This window comes from Snodgrassella sp. ESL0304 (assembly GCF_013344995.1).
In the GTDB taxonomy this organism is placed as follows: domain Bacteria; phylum Pseudomonadota; class Gammaproteobacteria; order Burkholderiales; family Neisseriaceae; genus Snodgrassella; species Snodgrassella alvi.
Genome location: NZ_JAAEDR010000016.1, coordinates 73,021 through 97,414 on the forward strand (window position 1 = coordinate 73,021; position 24,394 = coordinate 97,414).

16 protein-coding genes and 2 tRNA genes are annotated in these 24,394 nt (G+C 37.4%); 7 read left to right on the forward strand and 11 right to left on the reverse strand.

Annotation, left to right across the window (positions count from 1 at the left end):
* Positions 1-6: 6 nt before the first annotated feature.
* Positions 7-1,581: a slipin family protein gene (locus GYX91_RS11105; RefSeq protein WP_232335738.1), complete on the reverse strand. Its 1,575-nt coding sequence runs from the start codon at positions 1,579-1,581 to the stop codon at positions 7-9.
* A gap of 275 nt (positions 1,582-1,856) precedes the next feature.
* Positions 1,857-1,931 (reverse strand) — tRNA-Trp (locus GYX91_RS09440).
* A gap of 319 nt (positions 1,932-2,250) precedes the next feature.
* Between GYX91_RS09440 and rtcR the strand changes: the two genes are divergently transcribed.
* Positions 2,251-3,882, forward strand: coding sequence for an RNA repair transcriptional activator RtcR (gene rtcR, locus GYX91_RS09445; protein WP_174830672.1), 1,632 nt, complete (start codon positions 2,251-2,253; stop codon positions 3,880-3,882).
* Between the two features lie 79 nt (positions 3,883-3,961).
* Here the strand turns inward: rtcR and GYX91_RS09450 are convergent, their stop codons facing one another.
* On the reverse strand, positions 3,962-4,303 hold the full coding sequence (locus tag GYX91_RS09450) for a MerR family transcriptional regulator (RefSeq protein WP_174830673.1): 342 nt from the start codon (positions 4,301-4,303) through the stop codon (positions 3,962-3,964).
* Between the two features lie 75 nt (positions 4,304-4,378).
* Here GYX91_RS09450 and GYX91_RS09455 point away from each other — a divergent pair, with 75 nt between their 5' ends.
* Complete coding sequence (locus GYX91_RS09455; RefSeq protein WP_084547365.1) at positions 4,379-4,783, forward strand: EthD domain-containing protein; 405 nt, start codon at positions 4,379-4,381, stop codon at positions 4,781-4,783.
* A gap of 95 nt (positions 4,784-4,878) precedes the next feature.
* Here the strand turns inward: GYX91_RS09455 and galU are convergent, their stop codons facing one another.
* The 4 genes from galU to ampD form a co-directional block, all read right to left on the reverse strand.
* The gene (galU, locus tag GYX91_RS09460; RefSeq protein WP_174830674.1) at positions 4,879-5,751 is read right to left on the reverse strand and encodes a UTP--glucose-1-phosphate uridylyltransferase GalU; all 873 of its coding nucleotides are present in this window, start codon (positions 5,749-5,751) and stop codon (positions 4,879-4,881) included.
* Between the two features lie 6 nt (positions 5,752-5,757).
* Positions 5,758-8,184, reverse strand: coding sequence for an NAD-dependent DNA ligase LigA (gene ligA / locus GYX91_RS09465; RefSeq protein WP_174830675.1), 2,427 nt, complete (start codon positions 8,182-8,184; stop codon positions 5,758-5,760).
* A gap of 91 nt (positions 8,185-8,275) precedes the next feature.
* Positions 8,276-9,526, reverse strand: a complete 1,251-nt coding sequence (locus GYX91_RS09470) for a cell division protein ZipA C-terminal FtsZ-binding domain-containing protein (RefSeq protein ID WP_174830696.1) — start codon at positions 9,524-9,526, stop codon at positions 8,276-8,278.
* Between the two features lie 106 nt (positions 9,527-9,632).
* Positions 9,633-10,217 (reverse strand): 1,6-anhydro-N-acetylmuramyl-L-alanine amidase AmpD, encoded by a 585-nt coding sequence (gene ampD / locus GYX91_RS09475; protein WP_100124987.1) that lies wholly within the window; start codon positions 10,215-10,217, stop codon positions 9,633-9,635.
* Positions 10,218-10,502: 285 nt separating this feature from the next.
* On the opposite strand from ampD, the gene GYX91_RS09480 reads away from it, so the two are divergent.
* From GYX91_RS09480 to GYX91_RS09495, 4 genes are all read left to right on the forward strand, one after another.
* Positions 10,503-10,578, forward strand: a tRNA-Phe gene (locus tag GYX91_RS09480).
* A 266-nt stretch (positions 10,579-10,844) separates the two neighbouring features.
* The gene (locus tag GYX91_RS09485) at positions 10,845-11,426 is read left to right on the forward strand and encodes a hypothetical protein (RefSeq protein WP_174830676.1); all 582 of its coding nucleotides are present in this window, start codon (positions 10,845-10,847) and stop codon (positions 11,424-11,426) included.
* Positions 11,427-12,542: 1,116 nt separating this feature from the next.
* A complete protein-coding gene (locus GYX91_RS09490; RefSeq protein WP_174830677.1) occupies positions 12,543-14,015 on the forward strand; it encodes a hypothetical protein in 1,473 nt (490 codons plus the stop codon).
* Between the two features lie 382 nt (positions 14,016-14,397).
* Positions 14,398-15,951 carry a hypothetical protein gene (locus GYX91_RS09495; protein ID WP_174830678.1) on the forward strand — a complete coding sequence of 518 codons (1,554 nt, stop codon included), beginning with the start codon at positions 14,398-14,400 and terminating at the stop codon, positions 15,949-15,951.
* Between the two features lie 979 nt (positions 15,952-16,930).
* Here GYX91_RS09495 and GYX91_RS09500 read toward each other — a convergent pair.
* The 3 genes from GYX91_RS09500 to GYX91_RS09510 form a co-directional block, all read right to left on the reverse strand.
* A complete protein-coding gene (locus GYX91_RS09500) occupies positions 16,931-17,899 on the reverse strand; it encodes a hypothetical protein (protein ID WP_078474961.1) in 969 nt (322 codons plus the stop codon).
* A gap of 3 nt (positions 17,900-17,902) precedes the next feature.
* Positions 17,903-18,529 carry a hypothetical protein gene (locus GYX91_RS09505; RefSeq protein WP_084550672.1) on the reverse strand — a complete coding sequence of 209 codons (627 nt, stop codon included), beginning with the start codon at positions 18,527-18,529 and terminating at the stop codon, positions 17,903-17,905.
* 350 nt (positions 18,530-18,879) lie between these two features.
* A complete protein-coding gene (locus GYX91_RS09510) occupies positions 18,880-19,707 on the reverse strand; it encodes a hypothetical protein (protein WP_144363181.1) in 828 nt (275 codons plus the stop codon).
* A 533-nt stretch (positions 19,708-20,240) separates the two neighbouring features.
* Here GYX91_RS09510 and GYX91_RS09515 point away from each other — a divergent pair.
* Complete coding sequence (locus GYX91_RS09515; protein WP_174830679.1) at positions 20,241-22,118, forward strand: AMP-binding protein; 1,878 nt, start codon at positions 20,241-20,243, stop codon at positions 22,116-22,118.
* Positions 22,119-22,181: 63 nt separating this feature from the next.
* Here the strand turns inward: GYX91_RS09515 and GYX91_RS09520 are convergent, their stop codons facing one another.
* Positions 22,182-24,281: a condensation domain-containing protein gene (locus GYX91_RS09520; protein ID WP_202983737.1), complete on the reverse strand. Its 2,100-nt coding sequence runs from the start codon at positions 24,279-24,281 to the stop codon at positions 22,182-22,184.
* Between the last annotated feature and the right edge of the window lie 113 nt (positions 24,282-24,394).

Below are 24,394 nucleotides of genomic sequence, written 5' to 3' on the forward strand. Positions count from 1 at the left end.
TGTATGCTATTGCGCCTGAATATTAATCAAACCATGCAATAACTGATCCAAACCGCCTACAACTGAAATCTTATCGATTCGTTCAGCAATTCTTTCCAGTGTTTCCATTTCTTTTAAGCGTAAAGCAACCGGATTATTTTCCATTACCCGGGCTGTATTCAGTAAGGAACGGGTAGCAGAAGTTTCTTCCCGCCGGCGGATAACATTCGCCTGTGCAGATTTTTCTGCTTCTACTACTTGTGCCAGAATGGTTTTCATGTCTCCCGGTAAAATAATATCTTTTACGCCAACACTGACCGTTTCAATTCCATAACCCGTCATATGCATCTGCATATGAGCATTCACCACCTCGTCGATTAAATTTTTGTTTTCCAGCAACTCATCCAGACTGCGAGTACCAATCGCTTCCCGTAATGCAAATTGTAATTGCCGGTACAATAACTCCATTGGCTGCGCAATTCTGGCAAACGCCTTTAACACATCGGTGTAACACCAGCTGGCTACCAGATTAATACGCAGATTGACTTTATCCCGGGTTAAAATTTCCTGACCGGATATTTCCACTGTCTGCAAACGTGTATCGACAATTTCGACACTGATTTCACGATTAAAACGCCAGTAAGCAGTAATACCTGCATTAAGCAGCTGTTCTACTTTACCATTAACTTTTAATACGCCAACATGATATGCCGGTACCTGTGCAATCAATACACTACTATCGCCAGTCACTTCTTTTTTACGTAATTTTGGCTGTAACAGCTGCTGTACCATTTGCTCAGAAAGCTGAAAATCGTCAGTCAGCTCAATAAGCTGCATATGCTGCTTGCAGTTATTCTGCCAGTACAATCGTTTGGTTCCCGGAGGCAGAATTTCTACCAGTAAATCATCTTCAAAACGTAAACCGGTCTGATTAGCACCTACCTGCATCTGAATACAGAATTGTGCCATCTGCTGCGGGGCATTTTGTTCAATTGTTGCCGCCAGCAAATCATCAATACGGTTATCCTGTAGTTTGAATTTACCCAGAACCAGCTTATGTTTGAATTCACACAAACCAATTACGGATTTAGGTGGAATAATCTGTACAAACTGATTATCAACAAACAGCGTACCAATTTGCTCATCGATAAAATAATGCAGTTTGATGTGATCGATACCTTCAATTAATCTGCCGGTATTTTTTGCCTGAATAATTTCCATAGCAACTTCATCAGACAACCGGTACCCTTGCTCCAAAGTTACTTTTTTAATTGCCTGTTCTTTATAACTCTTCCAGTACAATGCTTTAGTAGAGGGTTGAATAATCTCTACCAGCATTTGTTCTTCATAACGCAGTACAATCTCATTATCAGCCACATTGACATAATGACAATATTTTTCTACCAGCTGCGGATAAAAATTGAGCAGTTTTTCGGCGATAGCCGGTTCAATCTTAGTATCAGCTAAATCCACCAGATAATGAGTAATGTTGACAAAAGGATTCCAGAAAATATGCCGGCCTGCGGTAACAATAGTATTAATTTCACCGCGTTTGGTGACAACGGCCAGCTCACCTTTTTTCACATTAATTATATTCAACATATTAAATCTCCTTTTATGGCAGCCAGCAAGGAGAAGAGACACAATCAAACGGATTAAGTAACGAAATAACAGGGGAAAAACTGATATCTTTAAACATTCAACTAACTGCTTATGGCTCATCAATTTTTTGCCTGCTATCCGGTTTTTTTACCCGGACAGAATCATTAATCCGTTTATTCTGTGCGGTTAACCGGTTTTTTTCATGTCTTAGCTTTACTGCTTTGCTTATTTCCCTTTACTGGCTGGTATTGCTCAAACAACAAATTATTACAATATGGCTTTTGAAACAGGAGTCGAACCCGTGACAGATTGGTTTGGTACCAATTGCTCTACCTCTGAGCTATTCAAAAATTTTTCATCGGAAGGAAACGTCTTTCATACCGGGGAATACATGTTGATAATGCGAATAAATCAGTCTTTCGATTAATTTAATTCCATTCGCTATGTACCCTGCTGCCGTAAAAAACAGTATGTATTTCAGACAATATCCTTATTGCAATTACCGTACCAAGTCCGTAAATTTCTAAAATAAAATAATTAAAATATTGTTTTTAGTATAAAAATAAATAGATAATTTTATTTTCAATAAATTACTTTTAGTTTTGTTTTCGTAATTTTTTATAAAATATTATATAATTTTATTTAATTTTATATAACTAATAATAAATAATGGACAAGAAAAATATCGTATTCAGTTTTTTAGGCAATGTACTTGACCAGCGGGGCAAAGGAAAAAAACGCTGGACACGCTGGCGCCCTACTATTGATATCTGTAATCATCCGGAATGGCCGATCTATCGTCTGGAACTGATTTATCACACTCAGGACAGAAAACTACTCGAAGAAATTATTCTGGATATTAAAACCATTGCCCCGGATACCCAGGTTAATCCGATTCCGGTTCAGATACAGGATCCATGGGATTTTGAAGAGGTGTATACCTGTTTACTGGATATCGCCAAAAACTATACTTTTAATAATGAACAAAAAAATTATTATCTGAATATTACCACCGGCACCCATGTAATGCAGATCTGCTGGTTCTTACTGGCAGAATCACGTTTTTATCCTGCCAGACTTTTACAATCATCGCCGCCGGCCAGACCGTCTGCATCGCCAGAAAACCTTGCCGCAGAACCTATAGCAAACCCGCCACCGTGCCCCAGCGGACAAATAAATATAATCGACCTGAATCTGAACCGTTACGATCAGATTCTGACCCGCTTCCAGCAATATGCTAATCAGGCAACAGAACTGCTCAAATCAGGTATAGCGACAAAAAACCGGCATTACAATCAGCTAATCAGCGAAATAGAACAGGTTGCCAGCCGCTCTCATGCGCCTATTTTGCTATGCGGCCCCACTGGTGCCGGTAAATCTTTTCTTGCCCGGCAAATTTACCGGCTTAAACTGAACCAGCATCAGATTACCGGACAATTCGTAGAAATTAACTGCGCTACCCTGAGTAGCGATAATGCCATGTCTACACTGTTCGGTCACATCAAAGGTGCATATACCGGTGCCAGTCTGGGCAGAAACGGCTTACTCAGACAGGCGGATAACGGTGTTTTGTTTCTGGATGAAATCGGAGAACTGGGGCTGGATGAACAGGCTATTCTCTTAAAGGCGATTGAGGAAAAACAATTTTATCCGCTAGGTGCAGACAAACTGGTATCCAGTAACTTTCAGCTGATTGCCGGAACCAACAAAGATTTAAAACAGGCAATTATCCGCGGTACTTTTAGAGAGGATTTATACGCACGTATCAATTTATGGAGTTACCAGCTACCGGGACTTGCCGAACGTAAAGAAGATATCGAACCGAATATTGATTTTGAGCTGGCACGATTTGCGCAGGAGTACGGTACCATGCCGCGTTTTAATCAGCAATCCAGAGACCGTTATATTCAGTTTGCCACATCGGCCATGGCAACATGGCCGGGTAATTTCCGTGAGCTCACTGCTTCCATTACCCGTATGGCTACTTTATCCATACAAGGAAATATCACTCTGGAACAAGTTGAAAATGAAATCCGGCGTTTACAGATACACTGGCAGCAAGTAACTTTTTCTGATGCGCTGATTCCGGCTGAAATTGATGAATTTGACCGGTATCAGCTGGAAAAGGTCATTGAAGTATGCCGGAAAAGCCGAACTTTATCCGAAGCCGGCCGGTATTTGTTTGCTGTGTCCAGAGCACAAAAACAGCGCGCCAATGATGCAGACAGACTGAAAAAATATCTGGCCAAATTTGATTTAAGCTGGGAGCAGATAAAATACAGCACCAGTAAAGGCAATTAACGCTATCTCCTGCCTGTGATCATTATTTCTTATTTGAGTTTCAGCAGCTATTATGCAAAATAAAATACACAAAAATACATTATTTATTTATCATATTAAGCAGACGGGTTCGTGTTTGTATTAATATAGCTATTTGTTGTTCAATCTTTTCTAACGTCAGATTAATATTTTTCAGGTAAATTTCACAAGGCTCAAATTTACTGTTTTGCTCATGCCAGCAAGGCAGTATTTGCCGGATAATTTTTAACGAAAAACCGGCATTATTGAGCTGCTGAATCAATTTTACTCTTTCTACATCTGCCTGCTGGTATTCACGGTATCCGGATTGTGTACGGGCAGGTGTCAGCAATTTTTCCTGTTCATAATAGCGCAGCATTCTGGGACTGATTGCGCTTTTTCTGGCTAATTCACTGATTTTCATTTTTACTCTGTTGACTTTAACACTACTGTGAAACTTTATCATTATTCGCACAACCCACAAACTGAAAGAAAGAAAATGATTAAGTTAACCATGTTAGTAAAACGCCTGCCCGATATTACTTATGAAGAATTTGACCAATACTGGATTGAGCATCATGCTCCGCTAGTGGCTTCTGTGCAAAACGTTTTAAACATTACCCGCTATGTACAAACCATTCCGCACCGTTATCCCGAGCTGGATAAAATAATACAAAACGGGCGTCAGTCTCAGAATTTTGTTTTTGACGGTATGGCTGAAATATGGTGGCAGAATCTGGAAAGCATGCAGAAAAACCGGTCTTCACCAGAAGCTGTAAAGGCATTAAACGCATTAATGGAAGATGAAAAGCGCTTTGTTAATCACACACAATCAGTTGTCTGGTATGCAACAGAACGCCTGATTATTAGCAACACTAATTATCAGACAATGCCATTGCGCTGAAGCAGGACGCCAGGCAAAAAACTTGCCTGCCGGCGAAACAGCAGGCAGGCAAATAACAAAACTGGATACATTTACGTATGAATTCCGGTATTGCGTTAACACACCATGCGCTGCAATAATTTTTTAAAATCTTCTCCTACCAGAGGATGTTTCATACCATAGGCCACAGTTGCTTCCAGATAACCAAGCTTATCACCGCAATCATAACGTCTGCCGGCAAAAGCATACGCAATCATTTTCTGTTCAGTCAGCAGCCGTGCAATAGCATCAGTCAGCTGAATTTCTCCACCAGCACCCAGCGGTAAATTAGTCAGAAAATCAAAAATTCGTGCAGACAAAATATAGCGCCCGACTACTCCCAGATGTGAGGGTGCTTCATCCGGATGAGGTTTTTCGACAATACTCTTTACATAATCAAAATCATTCTGATGATTAATCTCGACAATACCGTAAGCACCCGTCTGCAGCGGATCAACATTTTCCACACCAATGACATTACAACCCGTACGGTAATACGCATTCATCATCTGGCTCAATGCACCGGGTTGTGCATCAATCAAATCATCTGCCAGTACCACAGCAAAGGTTTCTTTACCCACTGCAGCCCGGCTGCATAAAACCGCATGCCCCAACCCCAATGCAGCCGGCTGGCGAATATACAGACAAGTCACATTAGGCGGGAGAATATCCTGCACAAAATCAAGTAATTTATTCTGATTGCGGTAAGCCAGCTCTGTTTCCAGTTCATAAGCCTTATCAAAATGATCTTCAATACAGCGCTTATTCCTGCCGGTAATAAATACCAGTTCAGTACAGCCGGCAGCAACAGCTTCTTCTACCGCATACTGAATCAGTGGTTTATCCACTATCGGCAACATTTCTTTCGGGCTGGCTTTAGTAGCGGGTAAAAACCGTGTGCCCATACCGGCCACCGGAAAAACACACTTACGGATTGGTTCAGCTTTCATTCAAATTTACTCTTTAATTCCCAGCATAGTCATTAATGCAGCCTGATCCAGTATAGTAACACCAAGTGCCTCAGCTTTGGACAGTTTACTGCCTGCTTCTGACCCGGCCACCACAAAATCAGTTTTTTTCGATACACTGCCACTCACTTTACCACCGGCTTCTTCAATATGCTGCTGTGCCACATCACGTGACCAGTCTGGTAAAGTACCGGTTAACACAAAAGTTTTGCCGGCTACAGCTTCATTAACCGATGACGTGATTTCCTCCGTCTCTCCGCTAAGCAGCTGCTCACATAACTCAATCGTCTTTTGCAGTAATTCATGATTTTCAGGCTGGCTGCACCATTTCTGCCAGCTTTCCGGCAAGGCTTTATCAGTTAACAGTTGTGACCAGTCCTTACCCGCCAATTGCCACAGCTTCTGTGCCCGCGCTTCCGTTAAACCGGCACTGGGTAAACGAGCCAGTATCCGCTCAGGAGTAAAGTATTTACCCAGTGGTGTGCGACGTGTTTCTGTCTGCGGTTGCACACCGGCATCAAGTAATTCCTGCAATTGACTGGTCTGATCTTCCTGACTGAAAAAATAGGCTACCGAATGTGCTACCACCTTACCGATATCCGGCAAACAGGCCAGTAACGGCTCAGTAGCCTGAATAAGCGTAGCCAAATCACCGAAAGCCTGTGCCAGCTGTTTTGCTGTACGCTCACCAACATGAAAAATACCCAAAGCATAAATTAAATTAGCCAGAGGACGCTGCCGGCTGTCCTGAATACCGGCGAGAATATTTTCAGCCCATCTGGATGGCTGCTGTTTGCCTGCTTTATCAGTTGCAGATAATTCCAGTTCATTTGTCACCGACTCTGCTGAGCTTTCTCCTGCTTCCTGCTTAGCCTGCTGTTTCATTGCCAGCAAATCGGCCAATTGCAAATGATAAACATCAGCAAAATGACGAACTCTGCCCTGTGTTACTAACTGTTCAATCTGCCGGTCACCGAGATTTTCGATATCCATGGCGCGACGTGAAGCAAAGTGAATTAGCGACTGCACCCGCTGAGCATGACACAGCATTCCGCCACTGCAACGAGCCACTGCTTCACCCTCTTCACGGACAATTTCATGACCGCAAACCGGACAGTTTTCTGGCATACGGAACGGCGGATATTTGGGCACAGCTTCAGGCGGAGTAAGCAAATCTGCCGCCGGTTTTTCCACCATCGGACGCTGTGCCAGCACCACAGATACAATTTCAGGAATAACATCTCCGGCACGGCGCACAATAACCGTGTCACCCTCACGTACATCCTTGCGCTGTGCTTCACCTTCATTATGCAAAGTTGCATTAGTAACTGTAACACCACCTACAAATACCGGTGTCAGCCGCGCTACTGGTGTTACTGCACCGGTACGTCCCACCTGTACATCAATAGCCTCTACCGTAGTCAGCATTTCCTCTGCCGGAAATTTTTGAGCAATAGCAAAGCGCGGGGCACGGGCTACATAGCCAAGCTGCTCCTGCTGAGCCAGATTATCTACCTTAATGACTACACCATCGATGCCAAACGGCAAATCCGCACGTATCTGAAAAATATGCTCATAAAAAGCCAGCACCTTCCCGATATCAGCCTGATAGCACAAATTATCCTGTGGCGGTACAGTCAGCCCCAAACGAGCCAGCAATGCCAGCTCTTCGCTGTGGCTGTTTACCGCAAAACGCTCATCCAGTCTGGCAATTCCGTAGGCATAGAAATGCAAGCGCCGGCGTGCCGTTATTTTCGGATCCAGCTGGCGTAAACTGCCAGCCGCTGCATTACGCGGATTGGCAAAAGTTTTCTGATTTTCTGCCTGCTGATGTGCATTAAGCCGGTCAAAATCCGCTTTAAGCATCAGTACTTCACCGCGTACCTCCAGCACATCCGGTACCTGATCACCCAGCAAACGCAATGGAATATTGACAATAGTGCGCGCGTTCTGAGTAACATCCTCGCCGGTATATCCGTCTCCGCGCGTAGATGCCTGTACCAGCAGACCGTCACGATACAACAAACTGATTGCCAGACCGTCAAACTTTGGTTCAACAATATATTCAGGCTCAGCACCAAGACCATCACGTACCCGTTTATCAAAAGCATACATCTCACTATGGTCGAACTGATTATTATCATTCAGCGGTGAAAATGCATTGTTCAGTGACAGCATCGGAATCTGGTGCACCACAGCAGCAAATTTTTGCTGTGCCTGCCCGCCTACACGGATACTCGGGCTGTCCGGCTGCCGCCATTGCGGATATTGCTCTTCCAGAGCCTGCAACTGGCGGAACAACCGGTCATATTCCGCATCCGGCACAGTAGGTGCATCCAGATCATAATACTCATGCGCATAACGATTGAGCAGAGCGGTTAAATCAATAATTTGCTGTTCGCTTACTGAATCCATTACAGCTATCCTTCAGGAAAAGGAAAAAGAAATGGCAAACCCCGTTCTGCGGCTTGCCATCTCTTTATAAAATTAAAATATTCAGGCAATATCAGGAAAACAGTCTTTTGGCCAGTTCACTTCCCGGCTCCAGATCAACCTGCTTCATTTCCTTTTGCCGGTCAACTACATAGCGGCGTACCTCACGCAACCACTCTGTGGATAACTCTTCCACTTTATCATTAACCAGATCCAGACCCAGCTGACTGGATAATTTCACAGCCATATCCATAAACTGATCAAAACATTTCTCGCCGTTTGGTATATGTACTATATCAAACAACATACTGAATCCGCGATAATTTTGATTTGCTAACAAAGTAGAGGTAAAAGGTGTGTTATCCAGCGTAACAATATTAAACAAAGGCTCGCCATCAGTATCAGCATAAAAAAATGCACCATCATGCCCCAGCTCAAAGCCCTGTTTCTCAACCGCAGAACGCAGCTCCGTTCCGCTGACATTTGTACGTGATACCAGATGAATCGCAATTGTCTGGTCAACCCTTGCGCACAAATCATCCAGTGGACGCGCCACATCCAGAAAAGTATTAATATCCGTTAACAGCAGCTGACCATCCATCTGCTCGGCGAAACGATTGGCCTGTTCGCCAAAATGCGCCAGCTCTTCATGAGTAAGCAGACCACTGCGGCTGATTGCCTGCAGACCAACCACAAAACCCTGATAATAAACACTGGGAATCGGTTCAGCTATCTGGTAACGGTCATCCATCGTACAGCCCACCAGCCGGAAACGGGAACGGCTGCTCAACCGAGGCATTGCATGTAATTCTTTCGGCTGATACAACGCAATATAGGCCAGATAATCAAAACGTACATCAAACCACGGTAGCGGCTGTTTAGACATGTCCCGCACATCCAGCAAAGCTTTACGCCCCTTTACCGGAACCGTGCGTGATAATGGCGCCATATCAATATGTGCTGCTGAATTTTCCGGTGCTGCAACGTTATCAGGAGCAGAAGATGCCGCTTGCGCAGCAGACACATTCTCTTCTTCAGAAACTGTGTCATCAATAATTTTTTCATCAGTGGCCGAAGTCTCAGATTGTTCGGCGGATGAATCATCAGTTTTATTTACTTCCTCAGCCGGCGGCACAGTTTTAGTATTCATTACAGACTGAGCCTCCGCACCATCCCGTACTGAATTTACCTGACTGTCCAGTAAAGCATCTTTATTAGCATGCCCGAACTGTTCGCGCAATTGTTTGCGGTATTGGCTTTCCTGATAAATATTATAGGCCAGTACCAACAAAATAATCGCAGCACCTATCACCAGCACAATCATTACAGAATCACTCATTACATTCCTACCAGACAATTTGCGAAAACCGCAACTTAATTAACAGTTGAATGGAATTATAACTAAAAATACCCCTGCCGGCAGCCATAAACTACAAAAGCCACTGATATTCTGTCATTATCGGCAAACCATTACTGCGCAGCATATCCCATTCAAAAAAATGCCCCGGATCCGACTTTCGCCCCGGTGCCACATGCTGATGGCCGGTAATCGCCTGAATCGGATAATGCGCACACAGCTTCTGCAATAACGCATACAACTGCGTATACTGAGATGACGTAAACGGTTCGAAATCACAGCCTTCAAGCTCAATTCCGATCGAAAACGCATTACAGCCATCCCTGCTGTTAAAACGTGATATTCCGGCATGAAAAGCCGCGTCATCACAGGAAACAAACTGAATTATCGTTCCGTCCCTATCCAGCAGAAAATGGCTGGATACCCGCAATCCGGTTAATGAACGCATAAAATCATCCGGTTCAGCAGCATCAATCTGATTAGTGAACAAACGCTGTACTGCCTGCTGCCCGTATTCAAACGGCGGTAAAGAAATATTATGCAATACCACCAGCGATACCTTAGTCTGTGCCGGACGCCGGCTGAAATTCGGTGACGGTACATGAATACATTGCTGTAACCAGCCATCTTTCCATACCGGCTTTTGTTCGCCCTGCATCCTCTTCACCCTTGTAATAAAAGTGTTTACCTTAATACAGCTCTTATCCGGCGTCTACTTTTTGTGAAGAATCAGACAGAAATCCAAGATAAGCAATCGTTTCCTGTGTGTATTCTGAAAAAAGAAAAAAACGACCTTATTAAACATACAGAATTTCAAAATCACACTTGTGCAACTAGAAAATAACTAATTTTTCCAACAAATAAACAGCGACATAGATAAGAGAACACAGAAAACACTTGCCAAGCCGGCATATATCTGGTTTAATGCGCACTCTTCCCCGACGGCCAGATAGCTCAGTCGGTAGAGCAACGGACTGAAAATCCGTGTGTCGGCAGTTCGATCCTGCCTCTGGCCACCATTAATAACCGCTGAATGCGGTTATTTTTTTGCCTGCAATAAACCATTTCATAAATACTCAATTTAAATTTGGGTTTACCATTACTCAACACTAACCCAAATTATCTATACTAAATTAATGTATCATACAAACAGCTTTAACAAAAACACACTGGAAAAAGTTATATATAATATTGAAGGAAATAATTTTCCAGATCAGAACACAATGAGATAAATTTATAGTATTCCTAAAGAATTTAATGAAATTTCCATAAGGAAAATAATAATATGAAAAATTTTATGTATATCCTGATTATTTTACTAATGATACTGTCTGCCTGCAGCACTCAAACTGCAAAAGCACAGACTAGTAATAAACAAAATTTAATAAATAATTCTTTTAATGGAGAAAAATTGTTATCAAATAAAGAATTTGTATTATCTGTAAATAGAACTTGTGATAATACAGAATCTAAATTATGTACAGTCGGGAAAATAAAAAAAGATTATTTTAGTAAATTCAGTAATCTGAATAATGATGAAATAATTATATCGAAACTAAAAGATAATATTGTATTAAAATTGAAAAAAGAAAAAAGAAAAAAAAATCAAAACGAATTTTCCATGTTAATTAAATTAATTTCATACAAAAATAATAAAAAGGTAGACTCTATAATATGTTATGAATCCAAAAACGATCCGAATTATAGTACAGCTTCAGAAAAATTATACTATCTGAAAGACTATTATTTATGGACATTAATTTTTATTTATGATTTAGAATCAACAACGGCTTTTGATTGGAATAAATATAAGATTAATCCCAGAACCGGAAAATTTGAATTAATAGATAACTTAAAACTAGAGTAACTTCACGAAACACCCCAATAAAAAACTTATCTCAACAGCAAGCATTAACTTGTATTTTTCAGGCAATAAGCTTTGCAAAGATTGAAATAAATAACAAAATAATCTAATTATTAAAGTATAAAATGGAGATAAAGTTGCTCAGTATCATTTAGCTAATTTGTTTTTTATCGAAAACATTAATGAAAATTATAATGATAAAGTTTTATTAGTATCAACAACCTGCAGAACAAAGATATGTAGATGCTGAATTTGCTTAATCAGTTATTTACCGGAAGCCTCAGCATCTATCAACAATCAATTATTTAGTTAGAAAAAACAGCAAAACAAAATTATATAAAATCTCAATACAATTCTGGCATAATTTATTGATTTTAAATTGGTACTGAAACAGACTGTTCAAAAACATTATATTTTCTAAAAAAAGACTGAACAAACTGATATACCTGCCCAAGTTGAATCAGGTAATTTTTACTTAACGAATAATGAGTTGGATCCAGAATTAGAAAACTATAAAAATAGTTTTATTAGCATTAAACAATAACAGAAAAAATAATACTTTTGTTCAATTTAACTTAGTTTTTTTTATTATTCAAATTGCACAATCAAATTACCAGCAAACATTATTATGGCTTAATCAAACTGGCAAAAATATATAACTGATATTTATCGGCAGGCTTCAGATGAATATGATCAAAACTCATCATTCAAAATAAATAATTATTTGATTGATTATAAGATAAAGTTAGATATTGCCAGAGCTTCAATCCATCTTTGCAAAATAACAGAATGCTTAGACGCACATGTATATGAATGGCTTTTGTATAGCAAATACCGTCTCTGTTCACTGACCGGAACTATACCAAATCCTGATATTTTTAGGTGTGACTAAATTATATTAAATAAATACTTATACCGAAAACCGGTTTCCGCCAAGCGTAGGACAATTCGAACTATAGCTTACCTATAAAGCCATCTATCTTGAATACAAAAAAAATTATCAATATAGCATAAATATGTTTTATATATGTTTACAGCTAAGATTGAATAATCCTTCATATTTTTATCTTATTTTGCTATGATCTAATTTAATATTAATAATTTTAAAAATTATTGACAATGAAACATTTTATTCAGCAGATTATATTACTTATTTGCTACCTGGTATTCATTGACTTTGTACAAGCAAGTCAAACAAGTGTTTGTCGCATCGACTCTCCTTATTATGATTTGTTGGTTGAAAAGGACGGCATATATCTGCAAGAAACAGTGAAAGCTGAGAACAAAATTAGTTACATATCACAATCAAAAATACGCTTAAAGGAGATTACAGATAAAGGCGCTCGGATTATTTCTGATGATGGTAACAAGATACTTGTATTATCTGATTCAAAATACTATTTTATACCTAAACCCTTATATAGAAGAGACATCAACAAATATGAAATTACCCCATTATTTAATGAAAATGAAGTTAGTAAAATTGTTTCTAACAAATTCTTTCTAATTTCTGACCATTGGTATTATGTCTCTTATACGTCTAAGGGGGAATCCGATAAACACAAAATACCTGAACTCAAAGGAAATTTAGAAATCATTGCCGATTCTGATAGTAATAATTACTTAGATAATAATGCAGTTTTATTAAAAGATGGTAATGCTGTGTATGTCTACGATATAAATAAGAATAAACTTGAAAAAATTCCTCATCTCACACCTTCGCAAACACATCTTATTCAGTCCCGTAATACGCCATACTACTTGTATGACGATGATACATTTTATCTGTTTGATAGGGATTTTAAATACACAGACATTACCAAAAAGTTCAATCAGCAAGGTAAGTATAATGGGTTTACTAAAGCGGAGATGCACACTAATTGGTCAGTTGATTCTATGGATACAAAGGATGGACTGATATGGATTAAAATATTTAATTCTTTTAAACCAGTTAAAGCGACCTATCTGAATGCGTACAAAGATTTATATGTGTATCATGACAAAGTATTTGATGACAATGATTATCTTAATTGGTTTATACGCCATGAAGCTGATCCTTCTTATCCAAGCTACAGAGATAGATCAATTGATATATCAAATGTCAAAAATCCTGGTGAACTACACAAAATTTCATCTTCAGAGTACTTTGACAATCAACAATACTATAGTCTTGAAGAAAATTCACGAAGACTAGAAAAAAAAGAGCCTTCTGCCTATCTCAAACTACTTACTACAAAAGATGATATTGAAATCAGAGAGAAGCGAATTTTTATTGACGGGCAACAACTCAATACCGATAAATTTCAAGATGCTCCGATTTTTCTGGGTTCAATTGTCGATATTATAATTCCATGTTATGTTACTGTAGGTGGTGATATTGATGAAGGCATCCGATCCCATTCTAAAGAGGACTATTATTACTTTTTTACAGATGGTAAAAAAGTTTATGCTTATATCAATCCTAGAGAAAATCAAAAACCAAAAGTGTTGCATAACGTTTCTCCTCGAAATCTCAAGGTAAACGATTACAATACATTAAAAAAATTATTGAACATATTGGTACCTCCAGCAAAGGAAAACGATTCGTTTTAAAAAGATCCGAAAGCACCAATCCACACTGGCTGATGACACAGTTTTTCTATATCTCGACAAACATGATATGAACGATTTAATATATAGCAAATATCGTTTCTGTTCATTGGCCGGAACTGCACCAAAGCCTGATATTTTAAGAAACGACTAAGTTTTGTTAAATCAATAAATAATTATACCGGAAATCAGTTTTCCGCCCTGCGCAGAACATTTAGAACTATAGTTTAACTATAAAGCTATCTATCTTGAATAAAAGCAAATTATCGGTAGAACATAAAGCAATTTTGTATATTTTAAAGCTAAGATAAAAACAGTCCTTTATATTCTTATCTTATTTTGTTATGATTTAATTTAATATTAATAATTTTAAAAATTATTGACAATGAAACATCTTATTCAGCAGATTATACTACTCATTTTCTATCTGGTATTCATTGACTTTGCAAAAGCAAGTTATTGTTATACAGATACAAACTCTTCTCATTACAATTTATTGGTTGAAGAAGACGGTATATATCTGCAAGAAACAGTTAAGGATCGCAACGAGATTAGTTATGTATCCCAATCAAAAGTACGCCTGAAGGATATTACAGATAAAGGCATGCGAGTTATTTCTGATGATAATAAAAATATACTTATATTATCCAGTGGAAATTATTATTTTATACCTAAATCCTTAAAGTACGCCGAAGAAAATAAATTTACGCCATTATTTAGTGAAAACGAGGTTAGCAAAGCAGTCGCTAACCATTTTTTCCTGGTTTCTGACAATTGGTATTATGCGTCTTATTATGCAGTATGGGAAGAAACTTATAAACAAAAAATACCTGAGCTCAAAGGAAATATGGAAATCATTTTCGACTTTGGTGGCTATAAATATTTGTTAGAAAATGATAATTATGTGTATGTATACTATAGTAGGGATAATAAACTAGAAAAAATTTCGCATCAAGGAAATTGGGAAATCATTACCAACTTTCGTGATGAAGTATTATTAAAAGATGATAATGCTGTGTATATCTTTGATAATCGAAGGGATAAATTAGAAAAAATTCCGCATCTCACACCCTCACAAACACATTTTTTTCAGTCATCTTATGATGAGAGAGAGCATTACTTATATGATGATGATACATTTTATCTGACTAAATTTGATCCAGGTTTAAGATACAAAGATATTACCGAAAAATTCAATCTGCAAAATAAATATGATGGATTTACTAAAGCAGAAATGCATCCTAGTCAGTCAGGTGATTCTATGTATACAAAGGATGGGCTGATATGGCTTAGAATAGGAGATTCTTTTACACCAGTCAAAGCGACCTACCTGAATGCGTACAAAGATTTATATGTATATCATAATAAAGTTTATGCTGACAATGGTGATCTTTATGATTTTATACGCCATGAAACAGCTCCTCCTGATCCGTGCTACGGAGATAGTTTATACAAAGATAAATCAATTGATCTATCGAATGTTAAAAATCCAAGAGAACTACACCGGCCTTTATTTTCAGTCTTCTTTGACAATCAGCAACAATACAGTCTTAAAGAAGATCCTCTCAGACTTGAAAAAATAGCCCCTCATGATTATTCCCGACTTACTACAACAGATTATATTAAAATCAAAGAGAAGCAGATTTTTATTAACGAGCGACAACTCGATACCGATAAATTTCAAGATATTCCGATTTTTCTAGGATCAATCGTCGATATTATACATGATTGTGATACCAACGGTCCCCTTGCAGAGATAGATTACTTTTACTTTTTTACAGATGGTAAAAAAGTTTATGCTTACATTAACCCAGAAAAAAATCAAAAACCAAAAAAACCAAAAGTGCTGGATAACGTTTCTCCTCAAAACCTCAAGATCAACGATTACGATACATTAAAAAAATTATTGAACATATCTGACGGCGTTAATCTCCACTAGCTAATGCTACAGTTTTTCTGTACTTAGCGCATAGGTATATGAACGATTTAATGTCTGGCAAATATCGTTTCTGTTCACTGCCCGGAACTATACTAAAGCCTGATATTTTTAGGTGTGACTAAATTATGCTAAAAAATATTTATACTGCAAATCGGTTTCTGTACAGATTACGATAAATAGGCATGAGGGTTATTTCTGATGCTGGTAGCAAGTTAGTGTATCTAATACAAAATACTATTTAATACCTAAATCCTTATATGACGACACCAAAAAATGAAATTGTCCCGTTAATTAATGAAAACGAAGTTAGCAGTATTGTCACTAACGCATTTTTTCTGGTTTATGGCAATTAATACTATTGCCTCTTCTGCATTAAACGGAAAATCTAATAAATACAAAATATTTAGACTTAAAGAGAATTTATAAATCATTGCCAATTTTAATGGTAACGAATACTTGATAAAAGATAATAATGTATTTATTCAAACATAAAAACCCATCAGTGACTGTAAATAAGTTCGATGCTGATATCTCTGAGGATGGGTTAATGATTTATGAGTCATGTATAAATTATGTTTTATTGAATTGTAGTGATCGGATATTTATAAAATTAACGATTGTAAAAATAAAAAAGCATTAAAAGAAATACAAAAACAGATTATATCTGTCTTATATTATTACGCTGATAAGTGGTTACTACCGCAATGATGTTCTGATCCTCAGAATAGATATGTAGATCCAGAGGAATTATCATGGATAGGAATAGATATAAATAATTTATTTATTTAAATTATTAACCCTTCGCAAATAGTAAGAATAGTCCCTGTTCTGTATTTTTTATTAATTGCAATAATTAAATGACTAAATTGTAAAAATTCATCATATATTTTCTATTATTTTTGGGTACGAAAACCAGTAATGATTTTTTATTCAATTATTGTAGTTAATAATTAACTTTTGAGTATGCATAAAATTCAGATCATAAAACCTCTAATCTTTGATCGATTTTTTTAATTTTTTTCTTTAATTGCCTGGTTAAACATTTTGTTATGTTGTAAGTAAATTTTTCTGCTTCAAAATGATCATTTGGTTCTGATATTGATAAACACTTTTTATTAATTTGCTTATCGATTATTTCTATTGATTCTTTATTATTTGTATCTTTTTCTTTCAACATCTCAATTTTTTCAGATAAAATATTATGGTAAAACCGATACGAATCAATACTACATCCTGTCGTATATTCTTTTTGATAGCATGTTTTTACTTTATCAATTTCATAAGGTGTTTCTTTTAATGAGCCCTCAAGAATTCTGAAATGATCTGGATAAATAATTTCATATTTATATCCATCATCGATCAGCAGATCTATAAGATTAAAATGAAAATTTTTTTTGTCTATTTGATAATGTTTCCAAAATATAGGCTTCACATCAACATCTATATCTTTTAATAATGATGTATAAATATCTCCGTCATCACTAATGTAATAATATTGATTGATTAACCAATAATAACCATCCACATCATAATAACTCTTGGCTAAATTAATTTTATCCATAAATTTTGTTTTATTAAACATGGATAAATTGAGCGCTTTTACGGGGTATTTAGTATTATTAATTATTTTGGTAGAAATGTTTTTTTCAATAATAAGATTTAACTTCTCAGAATTATAAATATTTTTTTTATTGTTAATGGTTTCATATAAATTCTGAAAGTAGAAAGCAATTTGATTAATTGGACAATTTTTTCTTATCTTTTCACGTTCAGAATTGGTCATTTGCCAAAAATCAATTTGTTCAGTGCAATCTTTTTCTAGTTGAATTAGATCTAATGACTGAATATCAGATTTACCTTTATAATTTTCTGCCACATTAAATTGCTCTGCGTAGCTATTATAAATAAACAAATTTATTATTACAGCTATATATATTGTTTTTTTCATGATCTACTTCTCTACTGAGTTAAAAATACCAGAAGGCGTCATTTGAAATTCTACAATTTTGGTCTCGATTTGATTATCTTTTGGCTCTTCATCATCTTCAAAAAGGTTTACTTGCTGATATTGTGTTATCAAAATTTTTCCATTTGGGTTTATTATAAAGTCATTCCAGTATGATATTTCACCTCTCTGAACTTTATAAAGTAATATTGCATCAATAACCCCCCCTTGATCATTATAACTATATACTTGAAAAGTAAAAATTTTTTCATCATTATCACTTATCGCCATCTGTATAACGCCTTTATATAAAATATTTTTATAATAAAAATAACAAAGAGGAAAATAGAATGTCGTTTTAGCGAGATAATCAAATAATTTAGGTTTATATGAAAACTCCTTGTTAGTGAACCTGAGGGGAAACGGCATATCAGGAGACAATTGCAATCCATTTTCTCCCCAATAATAGTATTTTTCTAATTCAGCAGAGGAATAAGGTAAATTTATTTTTTTATAATGCTTGAGTTCGATTTCTTTAGTATTTGCAATTTCATTAGAAATATTTGCAATTGCATTGCTAACATTCCCAAATACGATAAAACAGATAATAATTGGATAAATTAAGTATTTCATGCGTTAATTTTCTCAACTTTCTTTATAGCATGGTATTGAAAATATGAGCGATGTGGATAATAGTTAGCATCAATTGAAATTTGGCTAAAACATCGTACTATGTATTTAATCACATAGCTCTATCTCTGTATAATTGTCCAGCCATTTATTAAAAATATACATTTGTATACATTTTACGACAGCCAAGTCTTTTAACCTAAGTTCCCGTTTCTGATTTTTAAACTTAATAAAACTCAATATATTGATAATTTTTTTATATTGAAATTTTTCTTAAAAATATCATAGAGAATTTTCTACTTTTATACTGTACTATTTCAGGAGATAGTTACGACTCGGATATGATCTATTTATTAATCAGGACAATCAATAGTTGTCAATTTTGTCCCATTTTTTTTGTGTTTAAAAATGTAAGACGCCTCTCCGCCTTCAAAATGCTGTATTATTTCTAACTTATTCTTTCCTTTCCATTTATACTCAACATCAACTGCCTTATCTTCATAAGTTACCGATCGATTTTCACCTATTCCAATTTTCTCCCTAAAAATATATGCTGGATCTGTACTCATTGCATTATATACATCTAAAATTGACATGTTTTGATAATAGCAAACATTAATAAATACCATTCCTTCTTTCTCTTGCATGTCTAGGCATTTCTCATTGTTATAAAAATCATTGAGTTTTTTTTCATCCTCATTAGATAAACGATGCAAGAAAACCAATTGATTTTTATAAGGTATCATCAATTCATTATTATCAAGCAGTATAATATTAATATTACTGTATTCGTTACATAGGTCTGATGAATCACTATTATTTTCTAATGAGTCATTATTATTTCTATAATAAAGTTTACTAAAGTTATTTGCTGTCAAATGATATTTTTTTAATTCATTTTTATAGTTCCTAAAAAAATCACTTTTATTTAATCGATTATTGATCTCTTGTTTATTTTCTTCTGAATGTTCGAAATCACATCCTAAAAAATAGATTTTTTCTTCTTCACTCATTATTAAATTTGAATTACTGAAAACTCTTACTATACGTTCCTTTTCAGTTGTCTGTTCTGTTAATCTGTCTTCTATTAACCTATAATAACTATTATTAAAACTATATGCATAATTAGTACTAACAGATAATAAAATGATTAGTGAAATTTTTAAAATAAATTTTTTCATATTGAAATTTTTTCTTAACAATATCATTATATAAATTATATGTTTATTATCCTTTGCTTTATGATAAACATATTTATATTTCTTCTCATAACTCTTTATATAACTTTAGGTATGTTTTTCGATTTTCCTATTATGAAAAATACGATAAATCATTATACCTGAACCAGATTTTGTCATTCAATTTAATTAATAAATCTTTCTTATTATGATTTAATTTAATCGATGAATGTGTGCCTGCCGGTGCTATTTTTCGTATGGCATTACTTTTTATATAAACATTACCGGCTGTGCCCGGTTCAATTGCTGAGCTACTGAGTTTGATGAATGATTATTTGCCTGAAAGTTGCTATCGATAATCTGAATAAATAATTGAAATTAAAATTTTTCTTATAAATGAAAATAATTATTATTATCTTTTAAAAAAGGTTAACTCTGTATAAAATGCTCTGCGGTGAAATAATTTATTTGAAATTCTATTTTTGTCATTACTTATTTGAGTAGCAGCCGACAACAATAAACGGGAGAAAGTTTATATGCAATCTGACAGCTCTGAATTACAGCAACAGGATAACTTTGAATCTAATCGGGATAGTTTTCAGTATCGCGGGAAATACGATGAGATAGCGGCAGATGCATTCTGCTTTCTTGATTCTATCCGGCATAATCTGTTTGATTATCCGCCAGATAAAACTGCTTTGTTCTATGATGGTGAAGCAATCAGTTACGTTCAGCTGGGTAAAAATGTGGCTCAGGTAATGGCTGCACTGCAACAAAAAAAATTACGTGCCGGTGCGGTAGTGGCAGTTTGTCTGCCTAAAAGTGCTGAGCATGTTTATGCGGTTCTGGCCTGTGCTCTGACGGGTATTATCTGGTTACCGGTTGATATGGATGCACCAGAAGCCAGACGAGATTATTTACTGTCTAATAGTCTGACGGATCTGGTAATTAGCAAAACGCCGGTAACCGGCCGGCAATATGTACTTATTGATGATGCTCTGACTGCACAGGGTTTCAATCATCCGGAATGCAGCTATCAGCTGAATACTGAAGCAGCCTATTATTTATATACTTCCGGCAGTACGGGAACGCCGAAATGTGTGGTACTGAATAATCTGGCTACTGCCAATGTACTCGGACAAACCATCAGCCGGTGGCAGGCTGATCAGGATGATGTATTGATGGCTGTAACGCCCTTTCATCATGATATGTCGGTTTTTGATGTTTTTGGGGCAATGGCTCTTGGTGCTTCTCTGGTTATTCCTACTGCGGCACAGGCTAAGGATGCAATGTCATGGGCTGAATTACTGACAGCTTATAATATTAGTATCTGGGTAAGTGTTCCGGCTATTGTGGATATGCTGTGCAGCGTTGCCAGTAAAGAACAATTGCAGTCTTTGCGCCTGATTGCACAAGGTGGTGATTATATTAAGCCGGGTCTGATTCAGTTTTTGCGCCGGCAACTGCCACAGGCGCGTTTGTTTTCGTTAGGCGGTCCGACGGAAACAACAATCTGGAGTATATGGCATGAAATCACCGCTGAAGATATTGATGTGATTCCTTATGGTAAAGCACTGGCACATAACCGATATTATATTCTGGATGAGCAGTTACAACCATGTGCTATTGGTGAGGTGGGGCGAATGTATATGTCGGGCGTGAATCTGTCTAACGGTTATTTGCTCAATGGTCAGTTGCAAACCGGGGATTTTGTGTCTCTGGGATGTGATGAAGAAAAAATTGCTTTTCGCATGAGTGATTTGGGGTATATGCGAGATGATGGCAATATTATTTTTGCAGGACGTACTGAAGGTTATCTGAAAATAAAAGGTGTGAGGATTTCTGCGGCCGAGGTTGAAGCTGCGCTGGCTAAATCCGGCTATTTTCAGGATAGTCTGGTGGTGTGCTGTACTCACCCGGTAACACAAATGCATGAACTGGTGGCGGTGTATACGTTGCCGGCTAATCAGTCCGATGCGGATATTAATGCTTTGAAAACGTGCTTAATGGCTGATTTACCGAAATCACATATTCCGACCAGATGGCTGATGATTGAAGAAATTCCGCTAACCTGTAATGTTAAAGTAGACCGTAAGCTGATACAGCAGATGGCACAGGAACGCCTGTATCAGGCTACGCCGCCACAGGTCAAAGTGACAGCGACACAAGAACTGGCTGTAACTGATGATATTCTGGCTATTTTTCGTGAATGCCTGCCCCAGACAGCAGAAAATGCCGTGAATATTTCTGCCCAAACTGAAATTCTGAATACTGGTATGCGTCTGAAACAGTTAATTATGCTCTCAGACAAGCTTACACAACAGTTTGGTATTCGGCTGGATACGGCTGTTTTGCTACGCTGTAAAACAATACAGGATGTGGTGAATGAGATAAGCAGGAAAATGCCTGAATAATATCTGCCGGAAATCATTAAACAAAGTACTTAAATTTTTTAAGTACTTTGTTTATCTGAATCTTTATACCGATGCCTGTTTAGCCAGATCATTTAACAGCTGCTGCACTTCTGTGGCTATTCTTTCGACCAGTACAGTCGGATAACGATGTGCCTGATAGGTAATAATCATGCTCAGGCTGTACTGATTGTTAATCTGATTCTCCATAATTTCAAAGTGCAGCCCGAACATGGATTCATTGCGCTCCGGTAATATCTGCCGGTAAGGTATGGCACCCCGGGCTGTGCTTAGCTGACCATTTAATGCATTGTTTGAATGAATGTGAATATAAACATCAAACATTAATCCTTCGTTATCAGGAATACCTAAAGCCTGCTGAATATAGTTAATCGGAATATCAGCATAATCCATGGATTCGTTGATTTGTTCACTGGTGTCTGCCAGCAATGCGGTAAATGATTGCTGTGGGGTAAAACGGGTACGATGGGCAACCATGGTTGTGAAGTAGCCAACGGTATCAAAATAATTGGGATCAGTACGGCCGGATGCTGAGGTGCCGATGACGATTTCGTCTAAATTACCCTCTTTTTGCAGTATGGTTGCAATAGCGGTATAGAACACGCTGAATATTGAAGCATGATGAAGTTTGGCAAATGCGGAAATATGCTGATGAAAAGCAGAATCAAATCTGATTTCCAGCCATTTCACCTGCGGAGCAGTATTTTCCGGCAAGGTGATGGTATCTGTGTTCAGGGTTAAGCCTTTTTTTGCTCCTTGTAAGCGGCTGCGCCAGTAGTCAAGATGCTGACGGTTAATACCGTTTTGCTGCTGTCTGCGTGCAAATTCATGAATAGCGGGTACGGTATTTGCCCATACCGGTGCCTGTCCTTGCAGCCGTGCGGCATAAGCATGGCTCAGATCAGTCATGATAGTATTTAAAGACCATTCATCTATTACCATGTGATGTACCAGAAACGATAAAACTGTGTTGCCGTTATCTGCTGTTAACAGCCGGATTCTGAGAGGCAGTTCACGAGTAAGATCAAATTTATACGCCGCTTCACCGGACAGTGTTACTCCATGGCTGTCGCTGACCGGCCAGAACCATTTATATTGGTTAAGTTCGGCTACGGGAACTGTATATTGTCTGGTTTGCTGTTTATCGGTTTTAAACAGGGTACGCAAGCCGATATGGCGTATGATTAAATCATTAAATGCCTGATGCAGGATTTCTTCATTGACTGGCTGCTGAAATTCGATGGCAAACGGTAAATTGTAAATAGGGCTGAAATCAAAGGAACTGTATGCCTGCCATAGAAAATCCTGTGCCAGTGTTAATGGCGCACTCTGATCCGGCTGTACTTCGGCTGCGGATACTGCCGGCTGCTGCTGACGGGCAATTTTTGCCAGTGCGCCTGCCGTAGGCGATTTAAAAAAATCATTAAAATTCAATTTAATACCATGATTTTTTTGTAAATTACCAATCACCCGTGTTGCCAGTAGTGAATGTCCGCCAAAATCAAAAAAATCATCGTCAGCAGTCATATCGGGCTCTGCCAGTGTATTTCTGAATTCTGCCAGTATGATGTCTGGCAGCGATTCTGTATTTGCAGGCTGAGCCGGTGTTGCCGGTATATTCAGTACAGTTAAATCTAAAGGCAATAATTCGAGCTGATGCGGTGCTCCGGTACTGCTGGTGTAAGTGGCTTGAATTTCCTGAATTAAATCATCCAGAGTAAATTGCTGAGCCAGTATTGGATGTAAACGCAAAGCCAGAAAAACTTTGTTTTCTGTGCTGATTACTGTAACCAGAAAGGGGGATGTTGTTTCCGGCTGCCATGACTGCTGCATTAGTTGCGCCAGAAGGGTAATAAGCTGTTTTTCCTGTATTTGCTCTGTTTGGATACAAGCTGAGAAATCAGTATCGGGATATTTATATAAATCTCCGTCATCGGTAAAGTGATAGCGAACATTTAAGTCTGAATGGATTTCCAGCAAATGCACAATGCTTTTATGCAGTATGGTTAAATCCGGATATGGGTTTACCTGCCACACTGCCAGTTGATATTTCACCTGCTCCGGTTCCTGCAATTGCTGCATCCAGATAAATTCTTCGTGCTCATTTGCGATAGAAGGAGCAGAATCTGTATTTAACGTTAACATATTATTAATCCTCTCTTGCCGTATCAGTTATTCATGACTGTCTGTACTCATTCTGGTAATAATTATTTAACCAGTTAACTTAAATTAACATCGGAAGAGATTTGTGCTATCTG